Source organism: Tabrizicola sp., from assembly GCF_031377265.1.
Classification (GTDB): domain Bacteria; phylum Pseudomonadota; class Alphaproteobacteria; order Rhodobacterales; family Rhodobacteraceae; genus JAUYQR01.
Map to the genome: position 1 here is coordinate 1 of NZ_JANMET010000352.1, position 2,792 is coordinate 2,792.

General features: G+C 63.8%; 3 protein-coding genes and 1 pseudogene. All 4 read left to right on the plus strand.

Annotated elements, in window-relative coordinates:
* The coding region (gene tsaE / locus RMO18_RS18845) for a tRNA (adenosine(37)-N6)-threonylcarbamoyltransferase complex ATPase subunit type 1 TsaE (RefSeq protein WP_309668014.1) at positions 1-330 on the plus strand (330 nt) is incomplete at its 5' end.
* Positions 323-1,342: a phosphotransferase gene (locus tag RMO18_RS18850; RefSeq protein ID WP_309668015.1), complete on the plus strand. Its 1,020-nt coding sequence runs from the start codon at positions 323-325 to the stop codon at positions 1,340-1,342. The genes tsaE and RMO18_RS18850, both read left to right, overlap by 8 nt.
* Positions 1,315-2,019 carry a nucleotidyltransferase family protein gene (locus RMO18_RS18855; protein WP_309668016.1) on the plus strand — a complete coding sequence of 235 codons (705 nt, stop codon included), beginning with the start codon at positions 1,315-1,317 and terminating at the stop codon, positions 2,017-2,019. The genes RMO18_RS18850 and RMO18_RS18855 overlap by 28 nt, the downstream gene beginning before the upstream one ends.
* Positions 2,012-2,792: pseudogene (locus RMO18_RS18860) on the plus strand (double-strand break repair protein AddB); the annotation flags it as partial. The gene RMO18_RS18855 and the pseudogene RMO18_RS18860, both read left to right, overlap by 8 nt.

Sequence of the window (2,792 nt, forward strand, 5' to 3'; positions counted from 1 at the left end):
CGGGCGCTGATCCAGACGCGGCTTGGGCGCGCGGAAGACGTCCCCTCGCCAACATTCACGCTGGTTCAGACCTATGATGGCGGCGGGGTCGAGATCTGGCATACCGATCTTTACCGGCTGTCGCACCCTGATGAAGTTTGGGAACTTGGTTTGCGTGACGCATTCAGCACCGCGATCTGCATTGTGGAATGGCCCGACCGGCTGGGACGGCACCTGCCGCAGGACGCGCTGCGGATTTCATTGTCGTCCGAGGGGGAAGGCCGTCTGGCAACACTTTCCGGCGGCCGTGCGGGCCTGATCGCGGCGCTTGGGAACATGGGTGATGCCTGACCGGGCCATCGCTGCGCAGTCTTTCATTGCTGCAGCAGGCTGGGCTGCGGCGGAAAGGCGGCACCTTGCTGGCGACGCATCAGACCGCAGCTATCAGCGGCTGACCCTTGCCGGACGCAGCGCCGTACTGATGGACAGCCCGCCCGGCACTGGCGATGACCCTGCAAGTTTCGTGCATATTGCCGGCCATTTACGCGACCTCGGCCTGTCAGCACCCGCCATCCTGGAGCAAGATCTGGCGCGGGGGTTCCTGCTGTTGGAAGACCTTGGCGACAGTCTTTTCGCGCGGCTTCTGAAGGACGGTCAGGGCGATGAGCGGGAACTCTACACCGCAGCCACGGACGTTTTGCTGCACCTTCAGCGCCATCCTGCGCCCACAGGGCTGGCCAATCTTGACGCTGGCGAATGGGCGCAAGCGGCCGCTGTCGCGCTGGAGTGGTATGCCTTCGGGATTTCCGGTCAGTGCCCGGACCCGGCGCGCTTTGTCGCCACGCTGGCAGATATGCTGAGCCGCCATGCCGATGGCCCCCGCGTGCTCATCCTGCGTGACTATCATGCCGAGAACCTGATCTGGCTGCCTGACCGCCAGGGCCTTGCGCGGGTGGGCCTCTTGGACTTTCAACTCGCCCAGATGGGCCAGCCTGCTTATGATCTGGTGTCATTGCTGCAAGATGCGCGGCGGGATGTTTCTCTGGCCACCGAAAAGGCTCTGACACTGCACTTTTCGCAGAATTCCATGCTCGAAAGCGCGCCGTTTCAGGCCGCCTATGCGGCCATTGGCGCCCAGCGCGCGCTGCGTATTCTTGGCATCTTCGCGCGGCTGTGTATCGTGGCGGGAAAGCCTGCCTATGTGCGGCTGATCCCGCGGGTCTGGGGGCAGTTGCAGCGCAATCTTGCCCATCCCGGCCTTGCCGCGCTGCGTGCGATCTGCGACGACCTGCTGCCACCGCCCACTCCAGCCGCCCTTGGCAAGATCGAAGGCCTATGCAACAGCCAACCGCCCCACTTTTGATTTTTGCCGCCGGTTTTGGCGCCCGGATGGGCGCGTTGACCGCCAATCGGCCCAAGCCACTGGTCCATGTGGCCGGCAGACCGCTGATCGATCACGCGCTGGACGTGGCGGAAAAGGCCGGCATCCTGCGCCCGGTGATCAACCTGCATTACCTTGCGGATCAGTTGGTGGCACATCTCAAGGGCAGGAATGTCGAGTTCAGCCATGAGCGCGACCAGATTTTGGAGACCGGCGGCGGCCTGAAGGCGGCGCTGCCCTTGCTGGGCGACGGGCCGGTGCTGACGCTGAACAGCGATGGGGTCTGGATGGGGCAGAACCCCCTGCTGCAACTTCTTGCAGCCTGGGATGCCGCGCGAATGGACGCCCTGCTGCTGCTTCTGCCCATCGCGCAGGCGGCAGGACACGGTCCGAAGTCGGATTTCATCCTGTCCGAAGATGGCCGTATCGCGCGCGCCAACGGGGCGAGCGGGCATGCCTTTATCGGTGCCAGCATGATCAATCCCGCGTGCCTTGCGGCAATCCCGGACCCCGTGTTTTCACTCAACCGGCCCTGGGACCTGATCATTGCCGCTGGCCGGGCGTTCGGGCTTGAGCATCAGGGCGACTGGTGTGATGTGGGCACCCCTGATGGGATTGCCACGGCTGAGACGTTGCTTCACGCTTGGCCGCATGCCTGACCCCACCCCCAATATCTTCGGCCTGCCGCCCGGCGTGGATTTCCCGGCTGCGCTGGTGGCTGGGCTTGTTGACCGAATGTCGGATGCGCCACCCGAAGCGATGGCGCGGGTCACCGTCATTCTGAACACCCAGCGTATGCGTCGGCGGGTGACGGATATCTTTACGCTCAACGGCTGTCGCTTTCTGCCGCGGCTGTTGTTGGTGACCGAAATAGGCTCTAACATTGCGGAATACGGTCCTTTGGGTGCCGTATCGCCATTGCGGCGGCGGCTGGATCTGACAGTTCTTCTGGATGGTCTGTTGAAAGCCGAGCCCACGCTCTTTGCCCGCTCCTCGCTCTATGATCTTGCGGATAGCCTTGCCGAGTTGATGGATGAGATGCAGGGCGAAGGCATCAGCCCCGACCGGATTGCCGCGCTGAACGTCGCCGATCATTCGGCGCATTGGGCGCGCACCAAGGCCTTCCTTGGCATCGTGTCAGATGCCCTGAACGGGGACGCCCCTGATGCCGAAGCGCGCCAGCGGCTTGCCGTTGAGGCAATGATTGCGCAGTGGAGCCGCGATCCGCCCGATCATCCGGTGATCCTTGCGGGTTCTACCGGATCGCGCGGGACGACGGCGCTGTTGATGCAGGCGGTGGCCCGTTTGCCACGCGGCGCGGTTGTGCTGCCGGGCTTTGACTTTGACCTGCCAAAGGGCGTCTGGGCGGCGATGTCGGATGCCTTGACCGCAGAAGACCATCCGCAGTTTCGCTTTCGCCGCCTGATGGATG